26 protein-coding genes are annotated in these 25,917 nt (G+C 38.8%); all 26 read right to left on the minus strand.

The window, feature by feature from the left end:
* Positions 1-274: 274 nt before the first annotated feature.
* A complete protein-coding gene (locus KI363_RS12000; protein ID WP_212966432.1) occupies positions 275-2,458 on the minus strand; it encodes a transglutaminase TgpA family protein in 2,184 nt (727 codons plus the stop codon).
* On the minus strand, positions 2,455-3,669 hold the full coding sequence (locus KI363_RS12005; protein WP_212966433.1) for a DUF58 domain-containing protein: 1,215 nt from the start codon (positions 3,667-3,669) through the stop codon (positions 2,455-2,457). Before KI363_RS12005 ends, KI363_RS12000 begins: the two co-directional genes overlap by 4 nt.
* Positions 3,666-4,625: an AAA family ATPase gene (locus tag KI363_RS12010; protein ID WP_212966434.1), complete on the minus strand. Its 960-nt coding sequence runs from the start codon at positions 4,623-4,625 to the stop codon at positions 3,666-3,668. The genes KI363_RS12005 and KI363_RS12010 overlap by 4 nt, the downstream gene beginning before the upstream one ends.
* A gap of 589 nt (positions 4,626-5,214) precedes the next feature.
* A complete protein-coding gene (gene nadE, locus KI363_RS12015) occupies positions 5,215-6,042 on the minus strand; it encodes an NAD(+) synthase (protein ID WP_212966435.1) in 828 nt (275 codons plus the stop codon).
* A gap of 19 nt (positions 6,043-6,061) precedes the next feature.
* The gene (locus KI363_RS12020) at positions 6,062-7,537 is read right to left on the minus strand and encodes a nicotinate phosphoribosyltransferase (protein WP_212966436.1); all 1,476 of its coding nucleotides are present in this window, start codon (positions 7,535-7,537) and stop codon (positions 6,062-6,064) included.
* Between the two features lie 5 nt (positions 7,538-7,542).
* Entirely contained in the window at positions 7,543-8,115 is a 573-nt protein-coding gene (locus tag KI363_RS12025) for a cysteine hydrolase family protein (RefSeq protein WP_212966437.1), read from the minus strand.
* Positions 8,112-8,702 carry an HAD hydrolase-like protein gene (locus KI363_RS12030; protein ID WP_158322960.1) on the minus strand — a complete coding sequence of 197 codons (591 nt, stop codon included), beginning with the start codon at positions 8,700-8,702 and terminating at the stop codon, positions 8,112-8,114. Before KI363_RS12030 ends, KI363_RS12025 begins: the two co-directional genes overlap by 4 nt.
* Before the next feature lie 106 nt (positions 8,703-8,808).
* Positions 8,809-9,498 carry a hypothetical protein gene (locus KI363_RS12035; protein ID WP_212966438.1) on the minus strand — a complete coding sequence of 230 codons (690 nt, stop codon included), beginning with the start codon at positions 9,496-9,498 and terminating at the stop codon, positions 8,809-8,811.
* 43 nt (positions 9,499-9,541) lie between these two features.
* The gene (locus KI363_RS12040; protein ID WP_212966439.1) at positions 9,542-10,498 is read right to left on the minus strand and encodes a hypothetical protein; all 957 of its coding nucleotides are present in this window, start codon (positions 10,496-10,498) and stop codon (positions 9,542-9,544) included.
* 88 nt (positions 10,499-10,586) lie between these two features.
* Positions 10,587-10,868: a hypothetical protein gene (locus KI363_RS12045; RefSeq protein WP_158322964.1), complete on the minus strand. Its 282-nt coding sequence runs from the start codon at positions 10,866-10,868 to the stop codon at positions 10,587-10,589.
* A gap of 26 nt (positions 10,869-10,894) precedes the next feature.
* The gene (locus tag KI363_RS12050; protein WP_212966440.1) at positions 10,895-12,376 is read right to left on the minus strand and encodes a phage tail tape measure protein; all 1,482 of its coding nucleotides are present in this window, start codon (positions 12,374-12,376) and stop codon (positions 10,895-10,897) included.
* A 47-nt stretch (positions 12,377-12,423) separates the two neighbouring features.
* A complete protein-coding gene (locus KI363_RS12055; RefSeq protein ID WP_246516850.1) occupies positions 12,424-13,809 on the minus strand; it encodes a VWA domain-containing protein in 1,386 nt (461 codons plus the stop codon).
* A gap of 56 nt (positions 13,810-13,865) precedes the next feature.
* Positions 13,866-14,687, minus strand: coding sequence for a pilus assembly protein TadG-related protein (locus KI363_RS12060; RefSeq protein WP_158322969.1), 822 nt, complete (start codon positions 14,685-14,687; stop codon positions 13,866-13,868).
* Positions 14,687-15,073 (minus strand): TadE/TadG family type IV pilus assembly protein, encoded by a 387-nt coding sequence (locus tag KI363_RS12065; protein WP_212966442.1) that lies wholly within the window; start codon positions 15,071-15,073, stop codon positions 14,687-14,689. Before KI363_RS12065 ends, KI363_RS12060 begins: the two co-directional genes overlap by 1 nt.
* A 58-nt stretch (positions 15,074-15,131) precedes the next feature.
* Positions 15,132-15,344, minus strand: a complete 213-nt coding sequence (locus KI363_RS12070; protein ID WP_158322973.1) for a hypothetical protein — start codon at positions 15,342-15,344, stop codon at positions 15,132-15,134.
* A 53-nt stretch (positions 15,345-15,397) separates the two neighbouring features.
* Positions 15,398-16,333 (minus strand): type II secretion system F family protein, encoded by a 936-nt coding sequence (locus KI363_RS12075; RefSeq protein WP_212966443.1) that lies wholly within the window; start codon positions 16,331-16,333, stop codon positions 15,398-15,400.
* A 7-nt stretch (positions 16,334-16,340) separates the two neighbouring features.
* Complete coding sequence (locus KI363_RS12080; RefSeq protein WP_158322976.1) at positions 16,341-17,273, minus strand: type II secretion system F family protein; 933 nt, start codon at positions 17,271-17,273, stop codon at positions 16,341-16,343.
* A complete protein-coding gene (locus tag KI363_RS12085; protein WP_212966444.1) occupies positions 17,270-18,604 on the minus strand; it encodes a TadA family conjugal transfer-associated ATPase in 1,335 nt (444 codons plus the stop codon). Before KI363_RS12085 ends, KI363_RS12080 begins: the two co-directional genes overlap by 4 nt.
* Before the next feature lie 5 nt (positions 18,605-18,609).
* Positions 18,610-19,743 (minus strand): CpaE/TadZ family protein, encoded by a 1,134-nt coding sequence (locus KI363_RS12090; RefSeq protein WP_212966445.1) that lies wholly within the window; start codon positions 19,741-19,743, stop codon positions 18,610-18,612.
* 56 nt (positions 19,744-19,799) lie between these two features.
* Complete coding sequence (gene cpaB / locus KI363_RS12095) at positions 19,800-20,651, minus strand: Flp pilus assembly protein CpaB (protein ID WP_212966446.1); 852 nt, start codon at positions 20,649-20,651, stop codon at positions 19,800-19,802.
* Between the two features lie 39 nt (positions 20,652-20,690).
* Positions 20,691-21,422: a hypothetical protein gene (locus KI363_RS12100; RefSeq protein WP_158322983.1), complete on the minus strand. Its 732-nt coding sequence runs from the start codon at positions 21,420-21,422 to the stop codon at positions 20,691-20,693.
* Between the two features lie 499 nt (positions 21,423-21,921).
* Complete coding sequence (locus KI363_RS12105; RefSeq protein ID WP_212966447.1) at positions 21,922-22,851, minus strand: glycoside hydrolase domain-containing protein; 930 nt, start codon at positions 22,849-22,851, stop codon at positions 21,922-21,924.
* A 118-nt stretch (positions 22,852-22,969) separates the two neighbouring features.
* The gene (locus KI363_RS12110; RefSeq protein WP_212966448.1) at positions 22,970-23,461 is read right to left on the minus strand and encodes a spore coat protein; all 492 of its coding nucleotides are present in this window, start codon (positions 23,459-23,461) and stop codon (positions 22,970-22,972) included.
* Between the two features lie 71 nt (positions 23,462-23,532).
* Complete coding sequence (locus tag KI363_RS12115) at positions 23,533-23,997, minus strand: GNAT family N-acetyltransferase (RefSeq protein ID WP_212966449.1); 465 nt, start codon at positions 23,995-23,997, stop codon at positions 23,533-23,535.
* A gap of 251 nt (positions 23,998-24,248) precedes the next feature.
* A complete protein-coding gene (locus tag KI363_RS12120; protein ID WP_158323701.1) occupies positions 24,249-25,634 on the minus strand; it encodes an amidase in 1,386 nt (461 codons plus the stop codon).
* On the minus strand, positions 25,631-25,816 hold the full coding sequence (locus tag KI363_RS12125) for a hypothetical protein (RefSeq protein WP_158323702.1): 186 nt from the start codon (positions 25,814-25,816) through the stop codon (positions 25,631-25,633). Before KI363_RS12125 ends, KI363_RS12120 begins: the two co-directional genes overlap by 4 nt.
* Between the last annotated feature and the right edge of the window lie 101 nt (positions 25,817-25,917).

Raw genomic sequence — 25,917 nt, forward strand, 5'->3', positions numbered from 1 at the left:
CTTTATAATACAATTTAATCTGTTTTTCGAGCTTTGCTACTAGCGACGAAGGAGTTCCCTATCTTTTCATATAAAGACCATGCAACTTTCAATGGAAAATGAAGAGCCTTCATTATGATGATCATAGTATTCCCTGTTATCCTTTTACAAGACGATTGAAATGCTCCCTCGAATTTTCGAAGGAGCATTGTGTTTATAGACACTACACAAAGCAAAAGTTTCGACTAGTAGATGTACTGATTTATCTCATTTTATACTTGCCAACGCCTCATGGTCAACCTGTTGCTTTTTTTATTAAATTTTCCCATAATTCCATGGTCGCTTTCAGATCAATTCGCTTGTTAGCAGGGGATTGATAAATGAACCTTTCATAGTTCTCTGTTAATCTCCCCATATCTTCCGTTTCATAATATGCATCTACTTGTGAGGCAAAATCTCGTAGTGTTTGTCCTTTTTCACGTTTTAATCCAACTCTCGCTAACTGCTTGAGGAGTTTTCCATAAGCCTCAATCAATCGATCATGATCAGAGACCTCTTTATATTTGCTCAACAAATAATAAGGAATCCACTTTTTTCTCGTCCCATATAATAAAATTCCTATAAAGATGAAACTGACCAATATAGAGATAAAATACTTCAGGTAAACTTTTAAATGAATCGTTTCTTTCTTTGCAGGGGTGGGATTTACCTGCTCATTTTCTTTTGTTTCTTCTTTCTTTTCTTCTTTAGGCTCTTCCTTTTGTTGTTTTTCAGGCTCGGAAGAGTGGTCCTTTGAAGAGGCTGGGATGGATGTGTCGTTGTTTTCATCATAGGAAAACCCGACAGTGTTTTGAAAACCAATCGTTGGTTCAAATGGAACCCATCCTTGTGTTGGGAAAAAGACCTCTACCCAAGAGTGAGCATCATTATTTGTGATTACATATTTTCCACCCTGCCCCAAGTACTGTCCAGGTGCATATCCTTTTGCCCAACGTGCAGGAATACCTTCTGATCGTAATAATGTCACCATCGAAGTTGAAAAGTTATCACAATAGCCCTTCTTTGTATCAAAGAGAAATTGATCCACATAATCTTGATTCTTTTCTGGGACCGCAACATCTTGTTGAGTGTAAATAAACTCACCATTTTTAAAATATTGCTCGATCGCCTTCGCTTTATCAAACCAATTATCATGATCCTTCGTAATTTCATGGGCCAGTTCTTTCACACGCTCCGGCAGTGAGTCAGGTAATTGTAAATAGGGCTCCATTTGTGTATCAACAGAATGTTGCGTGGTTGCCCGCATCTCCTTCACACTAAAATCCGTTTCTTGATATTCGACTGTGTATTGATCAAGATTGATTGCTTTATTTTGCTCATTATATGATCGTAACTTGTTTAGATCAACATCATACGTAAAAGAACCTTCTTCATTTCCAATGACTGTCTGAAATCCATATGGAATAACAATATGTGGATAAAGTATTTTCATCGTGATATGAGCCTGTTGTATTTCTTTATCATCATTTGCCATGATTGAGTCCATCAGGATATGCTCACCTGATTGAATATTTCCTTGGGGACTCTGGCCTTTCGATGCCCTCCATCCCTTCCCTGTGTACATATCCTTCGTTTCAACTCGCCAATACTGTCGCGATGGAGCTTGCGCGATAAACACAACTCGATCATCCGGAAGAAAAGGGCCTCCTAAGTTTGAATCATCTTCTCCATATCCAATGCGTGATGGTTGATTATTTCTTGGCAAAACATTATCTGCCTGTGATTGGATAAAGGGAACGGGATCAGGCCAAATCGGACCTGCTTTGGGTGAAATATATCCGACACACACACTAATACCAATCATCATGACGAGTGGAACGGTCCATTGCAATTTTGCTTTGGCTGGAATCTTCATATTTTCTTTTTCTACCAACCTCTGGAAAAATAATAGTCCCAGTAAAACGAAACCGATGGAAATAATTCGAATAATGGCCCACTTTGCATCATACTTCGTAAAGGTATCCAGAACACTTATATAGAAAATCGTCATCATCAAGAAGACAAAAATGGTCCTTTTTACTTCTAACCAGTACTGGAACAGATAGGCGACAATCCAAATTAGAATATAGAGAAGTGCTGTGCGAAATGAATCCGATAAAGCTTCAAATTGTCCAGTTAACAGCAATTTGATGTTATCTACACTATCTTGAAGAAGAAGATAGCTCCATCCACCTAATCCACTGTTCCCTTTTCCAAAAACGAGAAATAGAAAAAGATAAATTAAGAGAATTTTCAATAGGAAACCGATCCATGGACGAATTCGGATAAAATAAAGAGAAAGGGCGATCAGAAGAAAATAAACAAAATAATTGACATGCCCTGTATTTGTAATTTGTTCAAGCGGCCGTAGCCATTCCCATAATAAGAAGAACCCTAAGCCATAGAGGAGAAAAAGATTGCTTCTTTGCTTAAGCGTCATGCTTGCAACACCTCCAGAAAGGCTGTCCGAAACTGACCTTCATAGAGGGTCTTTACGACAATCCCTCTTTGCTTTGCAAGAGAACTATACTTGGCCTCATCCTTATTGACGGGAGTGCCCCGTTTTTTAATGTTATAGATCATGAACCCGCCATTGCTTCTTACCCCTGCGCTTAATCCATCTATTAACTGTTTATCGATCGACGAAGTAATCACAGCAATATTTGCTGTTTGATGATAAGATGCTAGTTCCTTTTTCATTACATGAACGAACGGTGTTGTGCCATTTGGAAGGACTCTAGCAAGATGTTGGAAGACTTCATTTTCTTGCACACTCTCTCCACGAATGGGGATATATGTCACTTTTTCGCCAACAGAGAAAAAGCCAAGCTTCCCACCATGTTGAATCATTGTTTTTACAAGTGATGCTGCAAATTGAACCATAGCCTCAAAATGCGGAGAATTCACTCGATCTAATACGATCATAAGGTCGTTTGTTTGTCTTACCTCGAATTCTTTCGACATCATTGTATTTGTACGTGCCGTCGCTTTCCAGTCAACCCAAGAGACTCTGTCACCTGGTTGATATTGCCTCACACCTGAAACAAGGGAAGTATCCTTTTGAAATTGCATGGGGTTCACAGCACTCCCATGTTCAAAGCGGCTTTCTAATGGTTTATAGATTAATTCTTCGTATTGAGGATACACAATGACGATTTGCTGATAGTCAAACCATCTTTCCTTTTTTAAAATGCCGAGAACATCTCCTGTAGTCAGGCGAATTCCCTCCCAAACATGCTCTCCTCTGGAGACCTTACAAGGATACTGTAGTGTCATCTTTCTTTTAAAACCAGGGAAAATCAATTGCTTATGTTGCTCTGAGTGAATGTCAGCAGGTAGAATATCCTCCACCACTAAAAACAGAATAGGAAAGGGGATTTTTCTTTTAAGCGTGAGTTCAATTGTGATCCTATCCCCCGCTTTTAAATGGCGTTTAGGCATCATTCTTTCAACTTTAAATCCTTGCAAAGGATAAAATAATAAAAGAAATGAGTATAAGGCAAACGGTAGAAAACTATAGAAGATAAACCAACTGACAAATCCACCTTGAAACATCGCATACACATAAGAGATTCCTAATAAGAAAAGCAATAACACAAACCTGAACAAGGACTCAAATCGATGAAGACGTTTCAATTGAGCTTTTATCATTGTCCTACAGTCCTTTTTATAGGAACATCGGTATTTTGAATAATTTGGTCTAATACGTCTTCTGAACGGGCTCCTTGATATTTAGCTTCTGCTTTTAAGATCACACGATGGGAAAAAACATAGGGTGTAAGGTATTGGATATCATCGGGGATCACGTAATCTCTACCTGCAATGAAGGCATAAGCTTGGGCAGCTTTCATTAACGCAATAGAGGCACGCGGACTAGCCCCTAAATATACATCCTCATGTTCCCTCGTCTGTCTAGCTAATTCTACAATATAATATTTTAAGCCTTCTTCTACATAGACTTCTTTCACACATTTTTGCATTTCGATTAAAGTTTCAAGGGAAACAACAGGCTCTAACGTTTCAATTGGGGTATGATTTTGTGATCTGGTCAATACTTCAACCTCTTCTGAATGATCTGGATAACCCATCCTCATTTTTAATAAAAAACGGTCAAGTTGCGCTTCCGGAAGTGGGTAGGTTCCCTCATATTCAATTGGATTTTGCGTAGCCATAACAAAAAAAGGACTATTCAATTGCAAGGTCGTTCCATCCACAGTGACACTCTTTTCCTCCATTCCTTCTAAAAGAGCAGATTGTGTTTTCGGGGAGGTACGATTAATTTCATCAGCCAGAATAATATTGCCCATAATCGGGCCGGGTCTGAAGATAAATTCCATATCTTTTTGATTATAGACGGATACTCCTAGAACATCTGAAGGCAATAAATCGGGGGTAAATTGGATACGCTTAAACGTAGCGTTGACCGATTTGGCCAAAGCACGAACCATCATGGTCTTTCCAACCCCAGGTACATCCTCTAGTAAAACATGCCCCTCTGCTAATAAAGCCACAAGACTTAGGCGGGTAATATTCGTTTTCCCTATCATAACTTCCTCAATATTTCCAATGATTTTCTGGACTTGTTTTTGCATCATCTCTCGATTCATCAGCAGCACACCATCTCTCTTTTTTTATATCAGGCCAACAGGATCTTGGTTAGAACGGCGTTGCGACGTACAAGGATGTACTAGTGCAGACGAAGCGACAGGACGTCGCGATTTGAGTCTGCCGCCAGGACGGCGCGCCTTTAGCCGTTCATCCTTATCGTCTAAATTTGTACGTCGCTAAACAGGCGTTTCCGCTTTTCTTTGGCTAGCTCCGGCTCCTAGCTGCTAGCAAACTTTCGGTGCCCTCCTACGATAAGTCAACATCATTTCGCCTTTTGGCTCACTGTGTTTCCTTTATCTCGTCAGGCTCCTAGAAAGTTTGTACGCAGCTGGTCAGTCGCCTGCGCTTTTCTTTTCATTTGTCCAGCTACAACGCCTAGCGACTAGCAAATTTACGCCTTCTTCCTACGATAAGTCAACATCGGCTCATTCTTCGCCGTGTTTCCTTTATCTCGTCAGAAGTCTTTAAATTTGTACGTCGCTAAACAGGCGTTTCCGCTTTTCTTTTCATTATAACAAAAAAGACAGGTAAAAGGTTTCGAATTTTCCACCACTTTTTACCTGTCCAGCTATTCATTTCTATTCATGTTTATTTCCAAAAGTCGTCAAATATGTTAATTGGCAGATGCCGTTTATGAGCTGATTTGCGATAGAGTGCTTCGATTGTATTCTTGGCCGTTTCTGATACTTTCTTCCCTTCGAGGTAATCATCAATTTCTTCATAGGAAACACCTAATGCAACTTCATCAGGAAGCAAAGGGCGATCATCTTCAAGATCCGCCGTAGGGATTTTCAGATATAAGTGCTCTGGGCATCCGAGTTCTTGCAACATTTTACGTCCTTGGCGCTTATTCAACCGATAGATCGGCACCAAATCTGAGCCGCCATCTCCATATTTCGTGTAAAAACCTGTCAACGCTTCGGCGGCATGATCGGTTCCCAACACAACGGCATTAAAATGAGCTGCTACACTATATTGTGCTTTCATCCGCTCCCGCGCCTTTTCATTTCCTTTTGTAAAATCGCTTATAGAAATCCCTGCTTCCTGAATCGATTTTACACTTGCATCAACGGCGGATTGAATATTCACTTCATAAACCTGACTTGGTTGAATAAAATCTAATGCATCTTCCACGTCCTGCATATCCGCTTGCGTCCCATAGGGTAATTTCAGGGCAATAAATTGATATTTATTATCCCCTCGCTCTTGGTTTAATTCATCTACAGCCATTTGCGCCAGTTTTCCAACAAGCGTAGAATCTTGGCCGCCAGAAATGCCTAATACAAAACCATTAAAGAAGCCATATTGATTCATATAAGCTTTCATAAAATCAATGCTTTTGCGAATTTCTTCATTGGCGTCAATTTCAGGGCTCACCTTTAAGTCTTCAATGATTTTTTGCTGAAGTGGGTCCATGAAATAACCTCCTTACTGATTATTTTTCAGAATGCTTAATCCGATTTACTTCTTCTTTTACTTTTTGTATATTCTCCATTTTGTTATCCCAACATTTTTGGCTGAGATCAACAGGGTATTCCTCAGGATTTAAAGATCTTTTATATTCATCCCATAATAACTGCAGGGCCTGTTTCGCATAAGCTTGTATCTCCGTCAATTCCGGCAACTCATATATACGTTTTCCATTTTCAAAAATAACATGATGTAAATCAATCGCATCAAAATCAGTTACAAACTTGCTGATATAGGTATGGGTCGGATGAAACATTTTCAACCGCTCTTCCTCTGCGGGTTTTTCATCCCAAAGTGTAATATAATCTCCCTCAGATTTATGGTTTAACCGATTTACAATCCGATAAACCTTTTTTCTACCCGGTGTTGAAACCTTTTCTGCATTACTAGAAATTTTTATCGTATCTTCCATTTCTCCCTGTTCATTTTCAAAAGAAACTAATTTATAAACAGCACCTAGCGCAGGCTGGTCATACGCTGTAATCAGCTTTGTCCCTACTCCCCAAGAGTCAATCTTGGCTCCTTGTGCTTTCAAATGCAAAATTGTATATTCATCAAGGTCACTGGAAGCAAAGATTTTCGCATCTTTAAAGCCTGCCTCATCTAACATTTTTCTAGCTTCTTTTGATAGGAAGGCCATATCGCCACTATCCAGGCGAATGCCATTGAAATTAATTTTGTCACCGAATTCTTTTGCTACTTTAATCGCCGCTGGTACACCTGAGCGTAAAGTATCATACGTATCAACAAGAAAAACGCAATCTTGATGGGCCTCTGCATATTTTTTAAACGCGGTATAATCATCCTGATAGGCTTGCACCATCGCGTGAGCATGAGTGCCCGCAACAGGCAACCCAAAGATTTTTCCTGCTCTCACATTACTTGTGCCATTAAATCCGCCAATGTACGCCGCTCTCGTTCCCCATATCGCCGCCTCCGTCTCCTGCGCCCTTCTTGTTCCAAATTCCAAAGCCAATTCATCATTGACAACTTGACGAATTCTTGAGGCTTTCGTAGCAATCAATGTTTGGTAATTCACAATGTTAAGTAGGGCTGTCTCCACCAATTGTGCTTCCACAAACGGTGCTTCTACTTGTAAAATCGGTTCATTATGAAAGACCACTTCCCCTTCCTTCATGGAACGGATTGTACCTGTGAACCTTAGCTCTTGTAAAAACTGGATAAAATCTTCCTCATAGTTTAATTCATCGCGTAAATAGGCAATATCTGTTTCACTAAATCTGAAATTTTCAATATATTGAACAATCTTCTCCAAACCGGCAAAAATCGCGTATCCATTCGAAAACGGCAATTTGCGAAAATAGAGATCAAATACCGCTTTTCGATTATGAATGCCATCCCGAAAATACGCTTCTGCCATGTTAATTTGATATAAATCAGTATGTAATGTTAAACTATCATCTTGGTAATGATTATTCATCTTCATTATCTCCCTTTATTTAGGGTTGTAGTTACTTTGGCCCCAAGTGTATTCGTAAAATGGGTCAAAGCCCACTCATGTCCCGCTTCATTAAAACTTGCCACAGCATCAGAATATAGGACAATCTCGAACCCTTTATTATAAGCATCGATCGCAGTGTGCAAAACACAAATATCTGTGCACACTCCGACAATATGTACTTCTTCTACTCCACGTTCCCGTAACTTTATTTCTAAATCTGTACCTGCAAAAGCACTATATCTTGTTTTATCCATATAGTAAACATTTGCAGCTTGTTTATTCCGCTCATACCAATCTCGCAAAGAGCCATAAAGTTCCCTTCCCGCCGTTCCGACCACATTATGTTCTGGGAAAAGCTTGGCTTCAGGATGATACGCGTCTCCTTGCACATGTTTATCAATCGCTAAGACGATATAATCATCTGCTTCGAAAAAATTTTCCGTCACCGCGACAATTGCCGCTTCAATGTCTTGTCCCGGTTTCCCACAAGTAAGTTTCCCATCTGCTGCAACAAAATCATACGTGTAATCCACGTTCAGTAAAGCGCGTTTTTTCATGTCAATGGCCCCCTTAAAAGATCCACAACGGAATCCGTATATTCTTCAATATTAAGATCTGCTTCAAGATCAGGATTTTGAAAAGCGCAAGTTCTCAAGCCTACCTGCTTCGCGGGAATTAAATCAAGGGCGCGATCTCCAATCGCCCAATCTAATTGATATTTGTCATGTATGTATTGATAAGCATCGACCTCAGGTTTACGAGGGAATCCATCATCATCTGGACTCACAATCTCAGCAAAGTACTTTGCAAGACCCCATTTCTCAAGTAATTCCTTTGTAGACTCGCGCGTTCGATGTGTCACAATCACATTCACCTCTGCTGCTGCGAGTACTTTCTCAACACCAGGGAAAGGCTCGCTTCCTGTCTCTGCACGGGCGTGATCCAATTCCTTAAAACGATCGCGATATTGTTCCGGAATACCAAAATGGGCAAAAGCTTCTTTTGAAGTACGTTTGAGCCAGCGAAGTGCCTCCACCTCATCCACTTGCTTCCCATGAAATTCTTTGTGTACCGTACAAAAACTCTCTAGGATCGCCGGGTATGTATTAAAAATTGTTCCATCAAGATCCCATAATATTCTCATCTGTCCCCCACCTATTCCCAATTTATAATCTTAGATTACCATATTTTTAATCATAAATGAGCGGTGAAATTGAAAAATCAAACTTACCATTCACAATCCGATCATTTCACACAAAAAATGGAATAGAGAAAAAATACGGACCCACAAATAGTAAGTTCAATACGATACCAAGAATCGCAAATAATTTTCTGTCTTTATATTTTACTAAACTTGTAATCCCTAAGCCAATACCAGCTAAAGAAAACAAAAGATTGCCAAATAAAACAAGCGCAAGAAAAATAAAAAGTAGTACAGTTCCAAACGACGTGGGGATGATGGAGGTATTGATAATCAGTAAACTAATTACGACTAGAATAGAAAGCAGGGACCACACTACTATAGATAGCCAAAAGGAAAGTAAATCAAATCTTTTATACCATCTCCCTTCAACCACCTTTTTCTCGGTATTGTTTGGGCCTTTCTTTTTGTGGTAAATAAAAGTTGCTTGCACACCCTTTAATAATAAATAGCCAAAAACAATCGCAATCGGAAGCGTAATAACTGTTCCCATGTCTATAAATAATATGATTTGATTTAAAACAAACAAAATAAACAATAATACGGCACATATGCGGCTTTTTTTATAAATACCGTAGGCTAATCCTAGAAGCAAGATCACATCCATTAACGACCACCAAGATATGGATAGAAGCCCCCAGATTTTCGATATAATAACAGAAATTATCGTAAGTATGGACATGATAATGGCGATCAGAGCGGCCATTTTGACATCTTGCTCTATTTTTCCATGTGCCATGTCATCTCTCCTTTCTATTTCAATACTTTTCAGCAGTCATACCTTAATCTACTTTTCTATCTTTTTTAAATAAAGTAAAGCGATGCTTTTTCTTATTGACAATCCACTTTCCCCTGACAAATTCATCTGCTTGTAAACGAATAAAGTCTTCAGGAATTTGTTGGAGTTTCCGAATGTACCCCTTAGGAGTAATGAGCGTTTGACCATGAGTATGAAAAACAATTTGTTGATACTCAATTTCAGTGCTTATTTGCTTTATGATCCCCGTTGTCCATTCCCTTTCATCATCATTCAAATACTTCACCATCATCGTGTCCTTTAATAAAGATCGGACAATCCTTAGTTTATTTTGGTGTTGCATTAATAGTACTCCCCGTTGCCTTGCATATGTTTTAAATTTGTTTGTTGCCTCCAATAATTGGGAAAACATTTTTTCCGGAACCTTCCCAACTTCTTCGACTTCCGATTTAACGGTTTGAATTTTAAGCGCATATTCGTACATTTTTTCTTCCAAACTTTTTTGTTGGTCCATATAAGCCAAGATGTCATTCATATCCTGAAAAAGTTTATGTTGTTTTCCAAATTCTTGCTCATAACCTTTAACCATCGCTATTCTAATCCTATCCAAACTTTCTCGAACACTGCTAAGGGAGGCCCCACCTGCTTTCAGAGTGTGATCGATATCATCTTGACTAATCATTATGGTATAAAAGGTTAAATAAACCTTCATACAATATGCCGCAATTTCCTCACTTCTGACTATTTTTCTTTCAGAATCAAAAATATGAAACTTATAAAAATGATCTGCGGCGATTTTATCCGAACGACCACTATAAATGGCTAATATTTTGTAAATCCCCTTACCCATTTCTATATTTGGACTGATATACGCTACTTCCCACATGCCAACAAAGGGAGCCGCCATAATTTGGTCTTTCCCGCTTACAGGACTCATGATTTCCGGGGGTCTTACCTTAATTCCCATCACTATTCTCTCCATTCCAGTCTCCTCTATTTTGAAAAAAGACCGAATCCTCATTAAGATGATCGGTCTATCAAACAATCTTTTATACAGTTGTCGTTCACACTTACAGGCGAGTAAGGGCAAAGAAAGCAAAGGCAATCCCGATAATAAAAATCGTCACAAAAAGCGTTTTGATACTTTCCACCTCTACTCTTTTTCTCACTTCTGAATAGACAATAAATATTATTCCCACTATAAGGAGGAAGGCTAACAAATATTTAACCCATGCATGTTCGGTAATAAATGTTAATTGGCCTTTTCCGCTAAAATATACATATGATAACCCACCAACAACGATCATGGCGGTCACAATGAATGAGCTAACTCCCCATGTTTTATCGCTCAATTTATCAACACTCCCTTTTTCAAGGTTTAAGGTATGTGTATCTTAAATAATTTCCACATCCAATTTTTATAGCCTGATGTAAATTCAAATTTCACATTATTAATAAAATCTGTCCAGGAATTTAAATAATTTCTCAAGCCATTATCTGGATGAGTCTTGGGATCATTCCAATAGATAATGTCTTTATAAAAATTGGTAATGAATTTAGTAGCAAACTTTTCCATAAAGTCAGGTATGGAGGTTTTCTGAAATGCCTGACTCAAACCAGCCATCCAATATTTTGCTGGAATAAGAGTCCCAAATACTAGCGCCCCAATACCGACCTCTGCCCAATTTATTCCATCCCCGATAATCCATTGACGAACAACTTCCAAACCCGATCCGATTGTCCCGCTATAAATAACCAAGCCAAAACGCTTAAAGAAACCTGATAAACTACGAATTTTCGTCCAAACGCCAGCTCCAAAGATTCCACCAAAAAACGCAATTGTAGCATTTACAAACACTTTTTTAATATCTGTTTCACCTGTAAGGAGGTCAAAACCTATCGAAACACCTGAACTAACAAAGCCAATCTTTAGTAAACCAGCCCAGCCCCCATTCGCAGCAAGAAAACTACCAAAGGCTGTTTTAATACTTTGTAAGAATGGCAAAATTCGTGTTGCCCATGTTGTTTGAATAGCGGTGCGAATCGCTTGGAATGCCGGGACAATCCCTCGAGTCCAGGCGGCTTGGATACCAGTACGAATCGCCTGAAAAGCTGGAACAATTCCACGCGCCCAAGCAAACTGAATTCCTGCACGGATGGCTTGAAAAGCTGGAACTAATCCTCTCGTCCAGATAAACTGAAAGGCAGTCCGTAAGCCGAGTCCTGCATAGCCAAGTCCCGTTCTTAAACCTTGGAGTAAGAGTCCAATCGCACCCGCTTCGACGGCAAATGCAACCAGTCCTCCTGCTAACGCACCGCCTACAATCCAGATCGCCGCGTGTATCGGATTAAAGGCATCTGTCCCTCCATACATGGCAAAATAGACAATTCCAGCGATAATCGCCACAACGGCTGCCACAACGGCAACTGCGACAGATATGATTCCACCTACAACAAGTAAAACAATACCCGCTACAACGGCAACGATGATCCCAATCGTAATGATTAAATCTTTTGCCCAATCTGGTAAAGAGTCCCACAGATCGACGAACATCTGTCCTACTTCACCTAAAAAATCTAAAAATCCATCCCAAAGATCAATGGCACCGTCAATCACACCATCCACAAAATCACCAATAGCGCCTCCGATACTACCCCAATCCCAATCAAGTGGATTTAAATTGATTCCGCCGCCACTACTTCCAGCCTGCTGTTCAGTTGGAGTCAAGCTATTATCATCATATTCTATCTCCCCAACTGTTGTAGAGGCCTTCGCTGAAAATGGAAATAACAAAATGATGAGCAGCATGATGTATGGAATGATTTGGCTAACCCATTGACCGAGCCTATTTTTTCCCATGCTGAAATCCTCCTTGATAAAGAGACTTAACGAATTAAAGTCAACAATTAATTCGCACTTTTATACTTTTCGTTAATCTCTTTCTCCATTTTTTTATAGTCTTCCTTTGCCATGTTTAGAAGATCCTTGTATACATCATTCTCGGTTTTATTAGCCAAATCATAGCGGGCTTGGCGTTCCTTTTTCATCAGTTGATATTGCTCGCTTGATAATTTATGAGTTTTATATAAATAGAGAAGTGCCTTATCAATATTCCGAATTTCAAGGGAACTTTTATCTCCCCACTCATATTTATAATCAAAGATCGAATTTTCTCTTTCCAAAATTTGATCAATATTGGCTGATTCGGCGCCAATTTTCCAATTTAGCCACTTACTTGCCATCTCTTGTGAACGATCAAATTCGCTTTGGAGTTGCTCCATATTTCTTACTGTTGCATAGGTTCCGTCTGCAGCTTCTGCCACTTTTTTTAATTGCTGTTGCCCCTCACTATCCACATTAAACCCAATCACATTGATTAATGGTGTGATATTAGATTCGGATAATTGCTTAGCTGCCGCTACTGGGTCTCCATCACATGTCTCTACACCATCACTGACTAAGTAAATAATATTGGTATTCTTTTCACCATCATACTCGGCAAAGTCTTCTTTCGCCTTCAATAGAGATTCTGCAACGGGCGTCCAACCACTCGGTTCAAATTGTCCCAAAGCTTCACCAAACTTTTTTGAATCATAGGGTTCCATCTCATAAAATAGCTTATTACTACTGCAAGATAATTCCTTATCTGCGTCAGAACCTGTTCCTTCATAGCCATATACTCTTAAAGCAACATTTGCTTCATCAGGAAGTGAATCCGCAAATTTTTCTATCGACTCTTTTGCTAGTTGCATCATGGATGTACCATCAATTTCAGCGGCCATACTTCCACTAGCATCTAAAATAATTTCTACATTATAATTTTCTTTAAATTGCAAACGTGGATCTTCTAATTCTGGATTCCCAAAGTCATTTTCTTTCCATTCTGCAACAAGTTTATCCGGATGTGGGTAATCTTCTGCAAATAAAGCTAAAACATTCCCAAAATATTTCTTTACTTCTTCCTCTCCATCCTCCTTTGCCAATTCAGGCCACTTTGATAATTCCTCCTCAATGGCTTCTTGATTTTCATCATAATTCACTGTTGAGAATTTACCTGATGGATATTGAAGAAAAGATTTTGTATCAACGGGCGGGGAAGGAGAGGTAAGGAAGGCTTGTAAATCATTTTCGCCCTTATTAGTGTCTTCCTTTTGCTCTGTTTCTTCTGCTTGTACCGAATCCCCTTGATCTTGCGGAGCCACTTCTTTTTCGCTCGATGAACAAGCACTCAGGAATATACCGCATATAAGAATAAGGAAGTATGGAACAAATGAAGTATGCTTGTTTTTCATCAAAAAATATAACCTCCTGGATCAGGTCTGGTGGACAAAGAACGATCAGTTAGGATTTACCAACACTTGATATCAATATCTTTAGGCGTTTTAATACTGGCTTCTGCTTCAGCATATACCGAGCGTTCATCTTCACTGAAGGCATCATCTCCCACCGTTATAAAGGATGCCGCTCGCTTGACCTTTGCCATTACTTTAAACTCATCTCCTTTAAAGATCAGTTCCATATCCTCATCAGCCCCATTCTTTGTGGCATAATACTGAGCTGCTTCTTGCCATTGCGGTTCCGCATCGATTATGGCCTCACATGCGACGTCATTAATTTCTTTAATCTCATTACTAAACCACTCTTTATACCAAACATTCTTGAAAAAATATTTTAATGCGGCATTAGCGTCGACTTCTTCATATTCATAGCGAACAGCCGATCTAAGCTCTTTGGGAACTTCCATTTTATCTAATACTTCTTTCCAAACTTTATCTAGTTCTGTATCCGTGAGTTCTGGTGGTTGTTCATCTTTTTTATCTTCTTTCTTCTTTTTGCTATCTTTTTTGTCTTTTTTATCTTTTTTATTTTTTTCTTCGGCCTTTTTTTCTTGGACTTCGCCTGTTTTTTCTTCGACGAACTCATTCGCTGCTTCCCTTAGATGGTCCATCCGGGATTCAATTTCGGTTTTCAATTTATCATCATAGACCTCTTTAATTTCATTTGCAGCGGCTAATGCAGCGGCATCTGCGCTCGTTTGACTAACACGTTTTGTTGCATACGTTGTAAAAAAATCGAAAAAGATAAAACTAATGAAGATCGCACCGATTAATAATCCTAAAATAACGAGAAGGGTATTCCCTTTTTCGTTTTTTATATAACGACTCCACATTAGTCTTCTTCCTCCTCCTCTTTTGGCATCGAGGCATTGGCCTTTAACTCGTGCTCAAATCGACCGATCAATGGTATTTTAATAGATGGAACAGTTGCATTCACTGTAACGGTTACCTCTTTTCCGTAACTTGTTGTTCCTTCTGACAGCGAGCTACTTACTTCTAAACCATGAGCTGAACGATCAACAGCCGCACTATAGTCGCCACCAACTGAAGCAACCCTTGCACCATCTCGGGCAGCAGACTCTGCTACAACGACGGTGTAAGCGACCAAAGCAACCTGCCAAATAAACAATAAGGCCATAACAACCATCGGGAACACAGCTAAGAATTCAATTAGCTGTGAACCCTTTTCGTTTTTTATATACTTTTTTACGTTTTTCAAAATCATTTCACACCTTTACGGATGGATGGTAACAACCCCCAGGACCTAAAGGAACGAATCAATCTCCACCTAAACTATTAATCATTTTCGCTAATTGACTTTTCACGGCTTGACCCATGGAAGTATCGCCTTCCATCGTAGCGGCAATCGCCCCCATAATCGCTAATACAAGCATTCCCAAGGCAATCCATTCTAGTGCTTGTGCTCCTCTTTCATTTTTAATATATCGATCCCATTTTGCCTTTACGGAAACATAACATTTTGTCAACATCATAATTCCTCCTTAAGATTTTGTTTATATATATAAATCCGTTCACCTTGGTTTTAAAACCAAACATCCAAACCAAAGGCTTGGGGATTATATAACATGTTCAAAAATAGTAAACCAATAATCAATAAAAATACTGCCGGTGCGACGAGAAAAGTCGTTACAAGTGTTACCTGTGGACTAGCCTTTGCCGCTTTTTCCTTTGCACGATATCCGCGCATCGCTCGCAAATCTTCAGCCTGAACTCTGAATGTCGTTGACACTGGTACCCCCAAATCCACACCTTGCACAAGGGAGTTCACGAGCAATTCTAACTCTTTTGCCGAATTTCTTTCTAGGATATGTTCAAAGGCTTGTTTTCTTGGAACACCTAGGTCTATCTCACGATTAAAACGCTGAATTTCTTCAATAAGAGGCCCGTCCATCTGATTGGTTACTTGTCTAAGCGCGGCATCTAGTGATACACCCGCTTGTAAAGTAATGCTTACCGTATCGAGAAAATCAGGCATCATCATACTAATAATTTCCTGTCTTTCTTTTGCACAATATAAAATCCAAATCGACGGGAACATAAAACCGGAAACAGGTAAAATAACTAATAATAGCAACGCAAATGGCAGACCTAAAAATGAATAGATGATGGCAATGAACAAAGTAGTTAAGCCTAAAACAAAACGAAGTCCGTGTAAGCTTTCAACCTTTAAACCTAGTGGATTTCCAGCTTTCACCAGTGTTTTTTCATCTTTTTCAAAATCAAACATAAACCTATATTTTTTAGCAGTGGGTGCAACATATTCCGCTGCTCTTATCAATGGATTCCAAATGATCTCTTGAACTTGTCTCTTTCTTTTCACTAGCTGGATAGGCATTAAATGCTTCATTAATTTTTCTTTTTTGGCTACATATAACCAGATATAAATAAAACCAATTAAAATGAATAGTATGATTGTGGTTATTAGCAGTTGGACAATCACATCAAAATAAGGACTCATCCTTTTATTACACCCTTATCGTCGTAATTTTTTTGATCACCAAGTAGGCAAGAAACTGCATGGATAGGAAGATAGCAAATAATACAAGTCCCCACTTTGTAAACAAAGGATTTAGAAATCCTTCAATAAACAAATTCATCATGAGTGCCATCATTAAGGGCATTATGGGCAGAATTAAGGCAATGAATTTTGCTTCCGCTGTTACTGTGTCCACTTCTTTATTCACTCGTGACCGCTCCTCAAGTGTTTCCGCCATAATACTTAACACTTCAGCTAAATTTCCACCAACACGGTGCTGGATTAATACTGTACTAACAAAAATATTTAACTCTTTACTAACAAATCTTTCTCGAAAATTCCCCATTACCTCTTCAAAATTCGTTCCTAATCGAAGCTGCTGAACCATTGATTGAAATTCAGGACCTGCTGGGGCTTTTAGTTCCTTCCCGACCATTTCTATCCCTTGGGGAATCGTCAAACCTGCCTTCATTGTATTGCTCATCATTCTACAAATTTCGGGCAACTGTTGATTTAACCTTTCAGTCAATTTATTTTGTCTAGATTTTAAAAACATTTTTGAGCCAAGCCAGACAATAAAATAAGCCAAAGTAAGGTTAATAACAAAAATCAATTTAAATAAAAAGTGGCCTGAGAAGAGAATGGCGAAAAAGAGAAAAAAGCAAATCCCCATATACTCAGAAGGTTTTAAGCTAATATCTGCTTGAATTAATTTCTTTTGTAACTCTTCGGCCATCTCGGAACGATCATATTTATCTCCGATCAGGAGAATGGCACTTTTCCTTTCTTTATCTGCCTCTCCTGCAAACCATTCTTCTACTCTTTTTTTCGTTTTTTGGGTGTTTTTATAATAGAGAAAGTAATAAATTGATAAGCAAAGAGAAAAGATGGTGGCTCCACTACTAATCCAAATGGCATTCACATTAATACACCCTCTTGAAAGATTGTTTGTGGTAAATCAATACCTGCCGTTTTCATTCGCTCGTAAATGCTTGGTACATATCCAGTGGAAACAAATGAACCATATACATTCCCTTTTTCATCCACACCTTCTCTTTTAAATTTAAAGATATCGATGATGTCAATCCTGTTCCCTCGATCCACAACCTCCGCAACATTGACTAATTTCCGTTTCCCATCTGGTAGTCGTTCACTTTGGACAATGAGATCTAATGCACCGACAAAGTATTGGCGAATCACCTCAACACTTAAAGATAAACCGGACATAATCACCATTGCTTCCAAACGCCCGAGCGCATCTTTCGGAGTATTCGCGTGAACCGTCGTTAAGGAGCCTTCATGACCTGTATTCATCGCTTGTAGCATATCAATCGCTTCAGAACCACGAACTTCACCGACGATTATGCGATCAGGCCTCATACGAAGAGAGTTTCGAACCAACATTCGAATATTAATTTCTCCTTTTCCTTCCATATTCTTAGGTCGTGCTTCCATACGCACTAAATGATCATGCTCAAATTTTAACTCTGCCATATCCTCGATAATGACAACACGTTCACTATTAGGAATCGAGCCGGATAAGACATTTAATAGTGTCGTTTTACCACTCCCCGTTCCGCCAGATACAAGAATATTACTTTTCGCTTTTACCGCAGCTTGCAGAAACTCACTAATCTCTGGCGTATACGTACCAAAACCAATTAAATCGGCATGCGTAAATGGCTTCTTATTAAACTTACGAATGGAAAGAATCGGACCGTTCATACTTATAGGTGGGATTACCGCGTTCACACGACTTCCATCATGTAACCGTGCATCCACCATTGGTGAACTTTCGTCAATTCTTCTGCCAATCGGAGCAATGATTCGATCAATAATATGGCGAATATGTTGTTCATCTTTAAAACGCACATCTGTTTTAAAAAGTTTTCCATTTTTCTCGATATAAATTTCCTTCGGTCCATTCACCATGATTTCTGTAATGCTATCTTCCTTTAGCAAGGCTTCCAGCGGACCAAAACCAACAGATTCATTGATAATTTGTTTCACAAGAGCTTCCATTTCCTGTTTTGGAATAATCGCTCTCTCTTCTTCAATCATTCGGTAAACCAAACGCTCGATTGTTTGTCTCATTTCGTTTGGTGGCAGGGTTGTAATGGTCTCTAAATCGACTTCTTTCAGTAAACGGGATCGATAGTGACGAGCACGTTTTTCTAATTGTGCATCTTTTACATTCCACTGATTCTCGGAGTGTAAAGAAGGTTGTTCTTTCACTTTCTCAAGCCACTTCATTCCGACTAGCCTCCCTTCACAATCGACTTTCTCACCATCTTTTTAACATCCTGAGCTGTTTTTGAAATGCCTTTATCGTTTTTCTTTAGATAAAAAGGTTTTCCCATATTTAAATGGGGCTGCAAACCATAAAAGTCCGAACGAATAATTCCGCTAATAGGTAAATCAATAAATTGAGCAATATTTCGTTCACTTAATTCACTTTTTGAGTTATAACGATTAATAATCAAACTGACATTATCCCTATTGCCGATTTGATAACGTCTGAAATGCTCTATACTATGTTTTAAAGTTCGAACAGATAAACTATCTGGATTCATAACGTAATAAATATGTGTGGCTTCATGTAATGCAATGAAGGTTGCCGTGTTAAACGCTGCTGGCAAATCAACAATGACTTGATCAAAATGATTACGACACGTTCGAATAATCCTTGTGACTAACTCCTCTGAAATTAATTCAATTTGTTCAGGATTGGCAGGACTTAATAATACATGGATCCCCGTATTTTCTTCTTTCACCGTCACATTTTGGATATGATTTATTGATAACTCATTAATAACAGGTAATAAATCGAGATAAGACCTTTCAGGGTCTAGGCCAAATAGCACTTCCACACCGCCGAACTGTACATTGAAGTCAATTAAGATTACTCTCTGGTCATACTGAATTTGTAAGTTCTGCGCAACCATGGAAGCAATCAACGTTTTCCCTGTACCCCCTTTTGCACTGTAGAAAACCCGAACAGCGCCGGCCCCTTCTAAGTCCACATATTCATCATTAAAATGATTTCGGTCTTGTCTTTTCATCCGATCCTTTTTCTGTAAAACAGCTTCTAGATTATCAATTTCATCAGGAATGATGATTAATTCACTTGCGCCCATCGCCATCCATTTCCGTGCATTTTCAAATGAACGGTCTCGCATAAGAACGATTAAAACACTCGTTGTCGGAAGCGACTGGGTATTGACCGATTCAATCATCCATTCATCTAGTAATATAAAAGAATATTGTTCTTTTAAAAACTCGTCGACATGGGGAGTATTGGCGCTCCGGATATCATCGGTAGACAAACTACTATTTATCTCCTCTAAAAGTGTCTCATCATCTGTTACGACTAATACACTTGCATTTCTCATTTCGATTAACCTCATTTCACGAACAGAAATTTAACGCCTCTTTATGTATGAATCTGTTATTTCTTCTCTTTCTCTCCTTTATCTTCTTTCTTTTTATTTTCCTCTTGTTTCTTCTTTTCTTCCTGCTTCTTAGCTTCCTCTTGTTTCTTTTCTTCCGCTTGTTTTTCTTCCTCAGCTATAGCCTCTTTCTTTTCTTGTTCTTCTACATTTTGCTCAGCTTTTTCTTCTGTATTTTGTTGAATATTCGCATTGTTTTGTTCGTTATCTTCTTGATTATTTGTTTCGATTTGATTCACACGCAGTACCCGTATCTGCTTAGCTGTATTTTGAAGGTGGATCAACTGTTCTGCTTGTTCAACTGTAATGGAAACTTTTATAGCAGAAACATCCTCTTGCTGGCTATCTCCCACTACAGTGGAGTCTGTTTGAATCACATCAATATCATTCATAATCCTTTTTGTGATAACACCTTCGTTTTTCTGTTCGTAAGACGCAATAATATCAACTTTATCCCCAACATAAATCTGCTGGTCCATTAAAACATTCTCTGTCGGATTTAACCATACAACTCGATGACCATCAGGGATATCCACTTGTGAACGAATCAAGTTTTTAGTGATTAAATCGCCCTTTTTCAAATCAACAATAGATAAGTGCTCTTTCAAATCCTGCTCAGTTGTAATAAAAGATGAAACAGCATTTGATTTTGGTATCTCCATCCACTCCACCATATTTTCTGATATTTCCGAGTAAGCCACGATATCCTTTTTAGCCACTGCTACTTTCACAGATTGTCCCATTACTTCTTTAGCATGGGAAATCTGAGTATTGATAAACCAGCCTGTCATAATCGCTAAGATAAAGGCGATTATCAAAAAAATAAATGCTTTTCGCTTAGCACTAATCATTATCGTTCCTCCATTGACTAAACTTTGCCATATATACCATTATTTTACAGCTACTATATAAACATACGGTATACCGATGGGAAAAGTTTCATTATTAAGTGCAATTTGTTGTGTCATTCCAGGTAAAGGTTGATCCAACCCCTTCGTCACTACCCAAATTTTCCCCTTTGGAATTTCTTTTTGAAATGCTTGCCATATATTTTCCAAGCTACCACTTTGGAGAGTATTTACTTTTTTTTCCGAACGAACTTTTGTTAACTTCCAAACTAAACTTTTATTTTGCTTATAAATCGCATTATATGATTGGGTCCGTAGAACCTTTAGTGGGGCAGGGGAAATAATCCATTTTTGCATTTTAGCTTGTAACTGATTGACTCGGTCTTTTACACTTGAATATGTAGCCTGTTGATCATGATATAAAGGCAATAACTCTTCTTTTAATAATTGGTATTCAGCTATATTCCCTTGAATCGCTATGGGCCATAGAACTTTATCGGGTAAAAACCAATTGCGCAGACGATCTAGCATTTCTCCTGAACGGTAACGAGAATCATAGAAGAAAATAATACGATCATCTTCCGCAAATTGCTTAGCAAAGTAGTCAATTTCCTGATCTATTTGTGGAGGAAGCAAAGGTAGTCTCCGGCTCTTGATCTTAGGTTGGTAAAATCGAAGCGCATCTTCAAGTTGGCTATACTTTCCTTTTAGCTTTACTTTTTTTACGATTTCTCCCTCACTATCCAGTCTTAACAGTTCATCTACAATTAGCAATATCGTTACTCCTAACTTCATTTTCTAGTCTAGCCTGTTTCATAGCCTTCAAACCCAATATTATAGACGGGGATTTTTTGATCCCTTCTTTGCGAAAAAAAATCCATACCGATCGTATGAATTATGTAATAACATCAAATAGCATTTTCTATTAAATAAAATTAATATCACTAGTTCACATTTCCGTCAATATTGCCCAATACTTCACTTAGTTCAGACTGTTATAAATTTCCTAGAAGTAAATCTGAATCTTTAGGTAAAAAAAGGACCTAAATCTTAGTTTTTTTCGTTCATTTTTGGGTATGAAGCGGCATTTTTTCGACAAATTCCGTCTCTTTCCAACCTTGACTGGGAGAATATAATCATTTTTTAAAATTATTCGGTTTTCTATTTCTGGAGCTGGACGATTACATTCTACATTTAATCTTAATCACAGGTATCTATTTTATAATTTCCTGGTTAACCACAAAAAAAGACTGGCCTAATGCATCAACCAGTCTTACCATAAATATTCTATTATTTCGGCTTTGAATAAGTTCGTATCTATATGACATTCTTTCGCATCGATCCCATATTGCCAGCCTAATAAAAGACTATTCTTTGGGGCAATTGGCTCATACTTTGGGGCATTGTCTTTCGTAGTAATTTCTAGTTGGGGATGGGCTGACCAGATGATCATTTCTTTCCCTAGTTCTTCATTATCTTTTAAAACCTGGTTATAGATTTCAAATAATGCCTGGTCCTCGGCAAAAACACCGTAAATTCCTGGTTGGTAAGCTGTGTCCTTCAACCCATCATACCATCCTTGAATAAATGAGGCATCTACGGGATAATCCGGCTCAATATCAGCAAAAATAGCTTTATCCTCTGGTAGCCCAATTTCCTGAGCGAGAGATACAGCATGTTGAGCTAACTCCACACCACGATCATGTCCCTCTGCCTTGGTAAAATGATTATAAATTGGAAGGATTTTAATTTCCCGGTCATGCAAATATTGAACCTCTTTCTTCGTGATCCCGCGTGATACCCCCTCTTTACTACCAAGGTATCTTCCCCATATCTCAGGTTTTCCGAATTGGTCATTGACACAAACATACATTTCTTCGGTTGTCACACTTGCAGAATCCACGCCCCAGACGACTTCTCTTTTCTTCTTATTTTCATCAGCTTTACCATTCTCTTTATCTTTATCTTTCTCTTCGTCTACGTCTTTGTCCTTATTTTTCTTGTCCCCTGAATCCTTTTCATCATCTTTGTTTTCCTCTCTTTTATCATCATTCTGGTCTGCTCCCTGTTCTTGTTTCTTATTCTGATCAGGGTCTTCAGGTCCCCCAGTTGTCCAATCAATATTGTGAATCATAAAAAAGAATAATGGGATCATCAATATGAGAAGTATAACAGCAATGGAAAAATCACTTTTTTCCCCCATAAAAATCCCCTCCTACTCTCTTTCATATGCTGAAAGAAAGAGAAGGGGGACGGTTAATGTAAGAAACATCCATGATTTTATACTCAAAAACCCTGAGCGGAAAATGAAAATAGCTAGTCTATTTCATTTCTAAGGCTTTTTTCGCATTTTGTAGGTCATGATTTAACAATGCTTCCAGATCATACGCTGGATAAAGGCCTTTTTTGTGCATGTAGTTAAAAATTCTTTCATGGCAGTGGATTGACCTTAACAGCTGATTAATCAGTGTTTTTCTTAAGACTGGTGTAGCTGTCTCTGTAATAGCTCCCGCATATGTCCGAACCAAAGTCTTGCTGAACATCAGAAGTTCACCTGCATAAAACCCGGTATCTTCTCGCTCTGATTCCTCTCTTTCTGAAACAGAAGGAGCAGAGGGATAAAATCGAATTAATTCATTTAAATTTAATTCCGTATCGCCAATTGCTTGTTTGTAAATTCTCCGTAATTCCGCATCATTCATTTTTCCGATTGATTTTTTTAGCTTCATTAATCCAGTTGACTGGGCAGCAACCAATTCATGAATTTCAAGTGTCTCATGCCAAGCAAGTGTTTTCCTTTCTTCTAAAGACATCCTCGATACCTCCATTATATAGGCTCTGCCATCAGCATATTCAAATTCACTAAAATTGTTATTCAAGCAATCTAGCCATCTAACATTCCTTTATAAGCTCCATCATTGGAGTCCGGGATTTCGATGGCACCTACTGTCTTCTGATAGAAAGAAACAGGGCCAGCTCCACCAATAATGGCATAAGCATATCCCATATGCTTCATTTCAAGTAAACTACGTAATAGAAGTTCCCGCCCGATTCCTTTTCCTCGTGCCTCGACATCGACTCCAGTCGGACCGAAAAAATTCAGATAGGTGACATTGAAGCAGGCAAACCCCAAGATTTTATTCCCTTCAAAAGCAATCAGGCAAGATGCTGGAGTTTGTGAACAAGCTACTTCACACTCACTTGCCCATTTTTCTGAAAAGTGTTTTCTCACCCAATCCACCACAATATGCTTTTCTGGCGGAATCGGTCTTCGAATCGTATAATTCTTCTGATCATCCGTTTTTACATCTGCTGATAATCGATAAAGTGGTACTAAAAGATCGCCCATGATTTTCCTCCTTACGAAAAAGTTATCATCCATTTAAACCATTTAAATAACTCAAAAGCAGAATTCAGCAAAATGAGTGTTTGATTTTTCTTGCTTTCTCGCAATCTAATATAACATGAAAGGGTTTTATTTTCTTACTTTTTATGAATAAAGGAGGAAAAAACAAAAGCTTAAGCGTTCTTTAATCAGTGAGAAGTAATAATATGTTTTTTCACATTAAACAATGGCTTCCAGTGCTAGACTTTTTATGCTCAAACATGGATAGTCAGTGGATTAATCCTCTCCCATATACTCGCGACCTGGAGTAGACGTTTTTCTGTTAGATGGTTTCCAATAAATTGCATGCCGACAGGAAGTCCTTTTGAGTCTATTCCCATAGGGACGGATAAACTTGGCACACCTGTTAAATTTACAGGTACGGTGAATGGTAGGCAGCGTCTAATGACATCTAAATTTTGCTTGATCCAATTCTGGGTGAATGCCGGAGTTGTGATCGGTATAGTTGGACCAAGCATCATATCGACTTCTTCAAAAGCTTGATGAAATGCTTTTACCATCTTCCTTCGAGCTTGTTGGGCTTTAATGTATTGCGGCGTATTCGTTAGTGTACCTGATAGAAAGAAAGTTCGGATATCCGCCGAATAATTCTCTGGATGAGTTTGTAGCCATTTGTAATGAAAAGCGGACGCTTCACCCGTCACAGTCACATAGCCCGAAAACGTGGACATTGATAGTTCCGGGATGTTTATTTCTTTTATTTCAGCTCCTAACTTTTTCAGTATTACGATTGCATTGTTAAAAAGCCTTTCTATATCTGAGTCCAATCCCTCCAAATAGTACACAGGAATCCCGATTTTTATCCCTTTCATTCCTTCATTTAGGCTCTCAATATAGTTAGGAATCGGTACATGAAGACTTGTAGGATCATTTGCATCATAACCAGCCATATACTGGAGCATGAGGGCTAAATCTGTCACTGATCTTGCCATCGGTCCAGCATGATCTAATGATCGAGCCGTAGGGAATACACCATGTGTACTAACGAGCCCATAGGTTGGTTTTAGACCATAAATCCCACACATCGCAGCAGGTAGGCGAATGGAACCAAAAGTATCTGTTCCAGTGGCAATCGTTGTAAGACCGGCGGCTAAGGCTGCACTACTGCCGCCACTTGACCCACCTGGCATATATTCGATGTTCCAAGGATTTCGTGTCGTCCCGAAAAATGGATTGGTCCCAGTGGAGCCGGCAGCTAGTTCATGCAGGTTTAGTTTTCCTAACATAATGGCACCTGCTCCAAGCAGTTTTTTTACAGCTGTGGCTGTTTTATTAGGTATGAAATCCGCAAACAATTTGGAACCCACCGTCGTTCGTATCCCTTTTGTATAAAAATTGTCCTTAATCCCAATCGGAATTCCGTATAAGGGTCCTTTATAGTGGCCTTGCATAATATTCCTTTCAGCCTTTCGCGCTTGTGTTAGAGCTGATTCGTGAAGTGGCGTAATATACGTGTGAAGAACTGGATCCAACTCATCTATGCGATGAAATAGATGTTTTACTAATTCCACTGGGGATAATTGTCTCGATTTGATTAAGGGGGCTAGTTCGGTTGCCGTTAAAAAGGATAAGTCCGTCATCGCAACAACTCCTTATCCACAGTCATGATCGGGGCTTCTTTGTTTAGATAAGGAAATGCAGCTAGAGACACTTGAGTCTGTTTAATGGTAAAAAGTATGGAATGAATATAAGGGATATCTAGTTCATAAACAGGAAGATTTTGTAAAAGCAGGCCTTCTCTTAGAAAATTTGTGTCATTCATCTAACATACCTCCTTTTCGTAATTGTATTATCTAGAATGGTAGTGTAGGAGAGCTAGTACGGAGGCTGTTTAGTTATTTTTAAAGGACAATAATGGGCATA

Origin of the sequence: Lederbergia ruris, assembly GCF_018332955.1 — a bacterium.
GTDB lineage: Bacteria > Bacillota > Bacilli > Bacillales > Bacillaceae_C > Lederbergia > Lederbergia ruris.